At 54.4% G+C, this 6,833-nt stretch carries 6 protein-coding genes and 2 pseudogenes; 6 read left to right on the top strand and 2 right to left on the bottom strand.

All coding sequences use genetic code 11. From position 1 onward, the window contains the following. Nucleotides 1-118: 118 nt before the first annotated feature. The 4 genes and pseudogenes from MOMUL_RS12730 (at nucleotide 119) to tnpC (ending at nucleotide 3,331) form a co-directional block, all read left to right on the top strand. Nucleotides 119-766 (top strand): DUF1638 domain-containing protein, encoded by a 648-nt coding sequence (locus MOMUL_RS12730; protein WP_169802206.1) that lies wholly within the window; start codon nucleotides 119-121, stop codon nucleotides 764-766. Between the two features lie 229 nt (nucleotides 767-995). Continuing rightward, nucleotides 996-1,322, top strand: a complete 327-nt coding sequence (gene tnpA, locus MOMUL_RS12725; protein ID WP_062285352.1) for an IS66 family insertion sequence element accessory protein TnpA — start codon at nucleotides 996-998, stop codon at nucleotides 1,320-1,322. Next, nucleotides 1,316-1,672, top strand: coding sequence for an IS66 family insertion sequence element accessory protein TnpB (gene tnpB / locus MOMUL_RS12720; RefSeq protein WP_062285351.1), 357 nt, complete (start codon nucleotides 1,316-1,318; stop codon nucleotides 1,670-1,672). The genes tnpA and tnpB overlap by 7 nt, the downstream gene beginning before the upstream one ends. A gap of 80 nt (nucleotides 1,673-1,752) precedes the next feature. Next, nucleotides 1,753-3,331: pseudogene (tnpC, locus tag MOMUL_RS15880) on the top strand (IS66 family transposase). A gap of 56 nt (nucleotides 3,332-3,387) precedes the next feature. Here tnpC and MOMUL_RS12705 read toward each other — a convergent pair. Continuing rightward, nucleotides 3,388-4,026, bottom strand: a pseudogene (locus tag MOMUL_RS12705) (transposase); the annotation flags it as partial. A gap of 157 nt (nucleotides 4,027-4,183) precedes the next feature. Here MOMUL_RS12705 and MOMUL_RS12700 point away from each other — a divergent pair. Both MOMUL_RS12700 and MOMUL_RS12695 read left to right on the top strand, forming a co-directional pair. After that, nucleotides 4,184-4,468, top strand: a complete 285-nt coding sequence (locus tag MOMUL_RS12700; RefSeq protein ID WP_062285349.1) for an AbrB/MazE/SpoVT family DNA-binding domain-containing protein — start codon at nucleotides 4,184-4,186, stop codon at nucleotides 4,466-4,468. Next, entirely contained in the window at nucleotides 4,461-4,880 is a 420-nt protein-coding gene (locus MOMUL_RS12695; protein WP_062285348.1) for a type II toxin-antitoxin system VapC family toxin, read from the top strand. The genes MOMUL_RS12700 and MOMUL_RS12695 overlap by 8 nt, the downstream gene beginning before the upstream one ends. A 29-nt stretch (nucleotides 4,881-4,909) precedes the next feature. On the opposite strand, the gene asnB is transcribed toward MOMUL_RS12695, so the two are convergent. After that, on the bottom strand, nucleotides 4,910-6,751 hold the full coding sequence (gene asnB / locus MOMUL_RS12690) for an asparagine synthase (glutamine-hydrolyzing) (protein ID WP_062285361.1): 1,842 nt from the start codon (nucleotides 6,749-6,751) through the stop codon (nucleotides 4,910-4,912). Nucleotides 6,752-6,833: the final 82 nt, after the last annotated feature.

The following is a 6,833-nucleotide window of genomic DNA, read 5'->3' as shown; positions in this document are numbered from 1 at the left end:
AGCCCTTGAACTTGCTGGTTTCGGCAAGGAAATTTACCTTTTCCCACCCCGCGGTGGTGGGTAGGAGTATTTTTTAGTGCTCCAAGTAAACATTGGTAATTATATCCAAAGGTGCGGAATGTGGGATGTAATGGGACGATATCGAGTTATTGCCTGTAAAGTTATGGAAGAGGAGCTTTCGGTCCTGGCTCCGGAGGGGTATGAACTATACTTCTTGGACCAGGGGTTGCACCGCTCACCGGACCGGTTGCGGCAGGCTTTACAGGAGGCCATCGATGGCACCTGTGGTAGTGAACTGGTGTTACTGGGCTACGGTTTCTGCGGCGGAGCCCTGGAAGGCCTGCGGGCTGGACCTGCGCCCCTAATTATCCCTAAGGTCGAAGATTGCATCCCTTTATTACTGGGCTCACTGGAGGCCCGGCAGCAGTGGGGGCCAGACACCTATTTTTTATCTGCCGGATGGCTGGCCGGAGAAGAAAACCTGGTACGGGAGTACGAGCGCTGCCTTTCCCGCTATGGCGAAGAGCGAGGTGGCAGCCTGATGCGCCAGCTTTTCCGCCATTACCGCCGAATGGTGTATATAAATACTGGGCGGCGGGGGGAAGATGTGGCGAGGAAAGCGGCGCGTGAGGCAGCGGAAAAACTAGGGTTAAACTTTGAGATCACCAGTGGAAATAAGGATTACCTGCGGCAGCTGTTGCGGGGGCCGTGGGATCATCTGTTCTTGCAGGTGCCTCCCGGCACAACGTTTCCGGCGATAGAATAGCGGCCAAACAGGCACGCCGGTTTTTGAAACCAGCCTGGCGGTACGCAGGTAAAAGAAAGCCCCTTCTTTTGCCGGAAGCTGATACGGGAAAGAGGGACTTTTCTTGACACTGCTTTACCACGTATGATATGCTGAGATATAGTAAAGCATTCCTGTAATGAATTAAGATAGGTGTTGCCAATAAAGGAATAATCTTCCTCAGAAAACAAGCTGAGGAGGATTTTTTATTATGACCAAAGCCGAACGGCAAGCACTATGGGAAACCCAGATAGCCGAATACCAGGCCAGCGGGCAAAGCGTCAGAGAATGGTGCACCTCTCATGAAGACGTTAACCCCAAGCAATTATGGTATTGGCTGCGGAAGTATAAAGACCAGGACGGAATTGCCCGGGGAAAAACAAACCGATGGCTGCCGGTAGAAATAACCGAGCAGACTTCTATAGAACAGGGCAATAATTTACTGGTCAAAATAGGACCGGTCAACATCGAGGTAAGACCCGGTTTTGATCCGGCCTTGCTCTCTCAGGTAGTCCGGGTGCTGGTAGCGATATGCTAAACGAAGCTGGCATCGAGCGGGTTTATCTCGCCTGCGGCGCCACCGATCTGCGCAAGTCCATTGACGGCCTGGCGGTGCTGGTCAAGGAAGGGTTCGAGCTGGACCCCTTCTCTTCTTGCCTTTTCGTTTTCTGTAACCGCAAGCACGATAAACTAAAGATTCTCCATTGGGAGCATAACGGTTTCTGGCTTTATTACCGCCGGCTGGAGAAGGGCAAATTTCCCTGGCCTCAAGATACCACTTCGGCAACCATCACCATCAGCCGCCGGGAGCTGCGCTGGCTACTCGACGGCCTCCCTTTAAAACAGCCTAAAGCTCATCCTGAGGTAAAAGCGCGTATCATCTTGTAATAGAAATCGCCAGAAAGAAATATTTTCTGTTTGTGGTTAATTCTAGAGGAATTCGACGCGATTCGTCGAATCATTAATGCATGAACACTAATTCGCAATCTATCGCTGCCATGACCATAGAAGAGCTGCGAGAGCGATGTGTCCAGCTGGAACGGGAGAATGCCGAACTAACCGCCAAGCTAAACTGGTTTATGGAGCAGTTTCGTTTAAATAAAAGGCGGCAATTCGGTGTTTCCAGCGAACGGACTGAGCCTTTGAAAGAGCAGCTTTTACTTTTTAACGAAGCGGAAGCGGAAGCCCGGCCGGATGCACCTGAGCCGGATTTGGAAACCATCACCTACCAGCGCCGCAAAGGGCGCGGCCGCCGGGAGATGAACCTGGAAGATCTGCCGGTAGAAGTAGTAGAGCACCGCCTGCCGGAAGAAGAACGGCTCTGCCAAAGCTCACGGCGGCCCTTTGCATGAGATGAGCACCGAGGTGCGGCAGGAACTTAAGGTCATCCCGGCCCAGGTGAAAGTGGTTAAGCATGTGCGCTACGTCTATTCCTGCCGCCGCTGCGAGCGGGAAGAGATAACCACTCCCGTTATCACGGCACCTATTCCGGCCCCCTTACTTCCCGGAAGCCCGGTATCACCCTCCCTCATGGCCTACATTATGACCCAGAAATACGGGGCAGGCCTACCCCTCTACCGCCAGGAGCAGCAGTTTAAAGGTTTGGGGATAGACCTTTCCCAGCAGACAATGGCCAACTAGGTGCTCCATGGAGCCAACACCTGGCTAACCCTTATTTTCGACCGCCTCCATGAACACCTGCTTAAAAGAGATATCCTCCATGCCGACGAGACCACCTTACAGGTGCTTCAGGAACCCGGGAGGGAAGCTACCACCAAGTCTTATCTCTGGCTTTACCGTACCGGGCGGGACGGACCTCCTATAATCCTTTACGACTACCAGACCACCCGGGCCGGCAAACACCCCCGCCGCTTGCTGGCGGGTTTTAAGGGTTATTTACACGTTGACGGCTATGCTGGCTACAATGAACTTCTGGATGTCACCCTGGTCGGCTGCTGGGCCCATGCCCGGCGCAAGTTCGACGAAGCCTTAAAGGCCCTGCCGGAAGATAAACGCAATGCACCCGTAGCCGCCCGGGAGGGGCTGGAGTACTGCAACCGGCTCTTTGCCATCGAGCGTGAGTTGAAAGAGGCAACACCAGAGGAACGATATCAAATCCGCCAGGTGCGCAGCCGGCCCGTGCTGGACGCCTTTTTGGCGTGGCTTAAAAACCAAAAAGCCCGGGTACTGCCCAAAAGTTCCTTTGGGCAGGCAATTTACTATTGCCTGGGCCAGTGGGATAAACTCGTAGCCTTCTTGCAAGACGGGCGTCTGGAACTCGACAACAACCGCAGCGAGCGCTCCATCAAGCCGTTCGTCATCGGCCGCAAGAACTGGTTGTTTGCCAACACCCAGCGTGGTGCTAAAGCCAGCGCCATTACCTACAGCATCATAGAAACGGCCAAGGAAAACGGGTTAAATCCCTTCCACGATCTCATTTACCTCTTCGAAAAACTTCCCAACCTGGACCTCCAGGACAAAAATGCCCTGGATCAACTCCTGCCGTGGTCGGAAACTTTGCCTCCTATTTGCCGGATGAATAATTAAGCTTGTTTTTGCCCCCACCTCAGATGCAAGGCGGGGGTTATTTTACGCTTACTGATTTCCGGGTCCAAACAGACCTGGAGATTATCTTGGCTGTCATTACCGCCATCCATCCGTACTAAAAGTGGCAGCGAAGTGATAGCGCGAGCAACGGTTAGAGCCCAGCGCAGGAAGTCCGGCGTCCCTTTTTGGCAATGCTGTTTCCCGGCCCGCAGTTCGGTATTGACACAGTAGCCTTCCCTACGGAGGTAGGCGAAGATAGGCGCATAACCGTCGTAGCCCTTATAGGTCCTGGAAACACCCTCTTTCTTGGAATTTGAATTATCAAAGGGAGTAACATCAATATCCAAAGGGACATATTGGCGCTTTTGTTCCCCGGAACCCAGGGTAACAGGAGTTACCGGTGCCTTAAGTTTCTTAAGGAACCTGGCCGTTTCCTCGAGGATAATCTCCTGGTAGGGTACACTATGAGCTATCATATACAGGCGCTGGCGCAGGGTAGGGCTTGAAGGAACATCCTGAATACCCAGCGCCGCAGCGAAGAAGGGGTCATCCCGAAAAAGCTCAATATGGTCAAAATCACTGCGACCCTGACAAAGCAAGCCGATGTAAGAGGTGATAACATCCCCATGGGAAATATCCGGCGAGGAAACACCAGGTATCCGGGTCTTATTTAGCCTGAATTTCAAAGCAGCATTATACCTTATTTTTCGCGAGGTTTTGAGCCATATCCAGATATTTTGTTATTTGGCTGTCACGGATTCAGATAATTACAGCACCACACTCTTCTTACTATTCTTGACAATGCTTACCAGGTATGATAAACTCAGGATTGGTAAGGGGGTAAGATTATTTATGGAAACACGCATTTCTTCCAAAGGACAAATAACCATACCTTCAGAGATTCGACGCCAGCTAAAGATTCATACAGGTGATGCCCTCCTGGTTAAATCGGTAGGGGAAAACACTATCATGCTGGAGCTGAAAAAGAAGGCCTTACCTGGGAGCCAGGAAACAGGTGAAGACATACTAAAAGCAACGGCGGGTTTATGGAAAGATAGAACAGATATCAACGAGAATTTCATCCGGGAACTACGTCAAGCGGATCACCGACGCCTGGAGGAATTACTCGGTGAATAGCATTGTCATAGACTCTGATATCCTTATTGATCATCTCCGGGGTTTTCAACTTGCCACTGATTTTTTATCACGCGTGTTTCAGGGTGAATTTACAGGTTATATTTCCGTACTTACGGAAATGGAACTTTTAGCTGGCACTATGCCCAAAAAGAATGAGAAAGAAATGGTAGAAAATTTACTTAAGCGTTTTAGTCCTGTTCCCGTTTCGTCCAACATTGCCAGGCGCGCCGGAGAACTTTTGCGAAAATACAGGATTAACGGTTTGGTACCGGTAGATGCTATTATTGCCAGTACCGCATTAGAGTTGAAAGCCATCCTGGTTACCAAAAATACGAAGCACTTCGATCTTATTGATGGATTATTATCTTTAAAACCTTATCATCCCACAGTAGCCAGAGACCCCGGAGATTGATCCGGGGCCTCTGGCTTTATTTTATAGCGTTAGCGCACCGCTACCCGGTATTCCCGCAGCCAGGTGTCGGCCTGGGCCAGGTAGGCGAAGAGCTGGGGGGCGCTCATGAGCTGGCCGAACCAGGGCAGGTCAAAGGTTTCTTCTGACTGGGCCAGGTCGCGGACGGCCGGCACGTCGATGAAGGGCAGCAGGGGCGAACTGGGATCGTTCAAAATCTCCAGCATCCAGGTGCGGACGGCATCCAGGTAGGCCGGGTTGTAGGTCTTGGGGTAGGGGCTCTTGCGCCGCTGCAAGACCTCCTCCGGCAGCACCCCGCGTAAAGCCCGGCGCAGGATGCCTTTTTCTATCTGGCCGTGGAACTTCATCTCCCAGGGGATGTTCCAGACATACTCTACCAGGCGGTGGTCGCAGTAGGGCACCCGGACCTCCAGGCCCGCGGCCATGCTCATGCGGTCCTTGCGGTCCAGGAGTACCGGCATAAAGCGGGTCAGGGTAAGGTAGGAGAATTCCCGCAACCGGGCGCTCCGGGGACCCTCCCCTGGCAGGCGGGGCACTTCCTCCAGGGCTTCCTGGTACCGCCTAGCTACATACTCTTCCGGCCGGACCATTGCTTTAAGTTCGGGGGAAAGGAGGCGGACCCTCTCCTGGCCGGCCCTGGTCCAGGGGAAAGTAGCCATGGCCATGGCCTTTTCGCTCCTGAACCAGGGGTAGCCGCCGAAAACCTCGTCGGCAGCCTCGCCGGACAGGGCGACTGTAGCTTCTTTTTTAATTTCCCGGCTGAAGAGGTACAGGGAAGAATCCACATCAGCCATCCCCGGCAGGTCCCGGGCGCGCATGGCCGCAGTCAGGGAGGCTACCAGTTCGGGGGTGTCGATAAAGACGTAATGGTGCCTGGTATCAAGGTGGCGGGAAACGAGTTCTACCCAGGGGGCATCGCTATGGGGCTGGAAATGGCTGGGCCGGAAATAACGGTCATTGTCGACGTAGTCTACCGACCAGGTATGGATGGGCCCCAGCCCCCGCTCCTGAAAGGCCCGGGCGGCAAAGGCGGTAACGGCGCTGGAATCCAACCCCCCGGAGAGCAGGGTGCAGACGGGCACATCGGCCACCAGCTGCCGCTCTACCGTATCCTGCAAAAGCTGGCGGACTTTAGCGGTAGTGGTCTCCAGGTCATCCGGGTGGGGCCGGCTTACCAGGGCCCAGTACTGGTGCTGGCGGATGCCCTGGCGGTCATAAATCAGGTAGTAGCCGGGCTTCAACTCGGCTACGTTGCGAAATACCCCGTGCCCCGGTGTCCGGGCCGGCCCCAGGACAAAAATTTCGGCCAGCCCTTCGGCGTCCACCTCCGCTTCCACTGCCGGGTGCGCCAGCAAGGCTTTCAATTCCGAACCAAAGAGGAAGGCACTACCACTTTGCGTATAAAAGAGGGGTTTGACGCCCAGGCGGTCCCGGGCCAGGAACAGGCATTGCCTGGCCTCATCCCAGATGGCAAAGGCAAAAATGCCATTAAAACGTTCGACGCAGGCCGGCCCCCATTCCATATAGGCCGCCAGCAGCGCTTCCGTATCTGAGTGCCCCTGGAAGGTATAGCCCCGGGCTTCCAGCTCCCGGTGCAGGTCGGGTGTGTTGTACAGTTCACCATTATAGGATATGACAAAGGTCTGGCTGCCGCGGCGGCGTACCATGGGCTGGCCGCCGCCGGCAGGATCAACGACAATCAGGCGGCGGTGGCCCAGGGCGGCCCGGGGGGAAAGCCATACCCCGGAGGCATCCGGCCCGCGGCAGGCCAGGGTGGCCGTCATGGCCTCCAGGACAGGCTGTTGCCGGCTTAGATCCACCTCCCAGTCCACCCAGCCGGTGATTCCACACATAAATAAATCCCTCCCCAGCAGGCTGTCAAAAACGCCCTTAAATTGAGAACCCTTCCTCTGGACGCCGCTGCCCACCGGGGTC

It is taken from the genome of Moorella mulderi DSM 14980 (assembly GCF_001594015.1).
Classification (GTDB): Bacteria; Bacillota; DSM-521; order Neomoorellales; family Neomoorellaceae; genus Neomoorella; species Neomoorella mulderi.
Note: the sequence above shows the minus strand (reverse complement) of the source record. Positions and strands in the feature narration are given on the sequence as shown.